The sequence below is a fragment of the Burkholderia sp. GbtcB21 genome (assembly GCF_019091065.1).
Lineage (GTDB): Bacteria > Pseudomonadota > Gammaproteobacteria > Burkholderiales > Burkholderiaceae > Burkholderia > Burkholderia pyrrocinia_C.
In genome coordinates, this window is record NZ_JAGXKA010000466.1 from 1 (window position 1) to 237 (window position 237).

At 81.4% G+C, this 237-nt stretch carries 1 pseudogene; it reads right to left on the minus strand.

Annotated elements, in window-relative coordinates:
• A pseudogene (locus KVT39_RS37385) lies at positions 1 to 237 on the minus strand (AraC family transcriptional regulator); the annotation flags it as partial.

The following is a 237-nucleotide window of genomic DNA, read 5'->3' on the forward strand; positions in this document are numbered from 1 at the left end:
CCGCGCAGCAACTGGAAGCGGCCCCCCCCGCCCAGGTCGGCCAGTGCGGCGAGCGAACCGGGCGCGGCCGGCCCCGCGCCCAGCCGTTCTGGGGCGACACGAATCGCCGGCGCGCCGCCGGCCGCCGGCAGCGTGCGGTTCGCGTGCCGGGCGCAGAGCCCCGCGGCGCGCGTCACGCGCGCCTCCTCGCGCGCGAGCGCGTGAGTTTCCCCGGCGGCGGTGCGCGCATGCGATCGG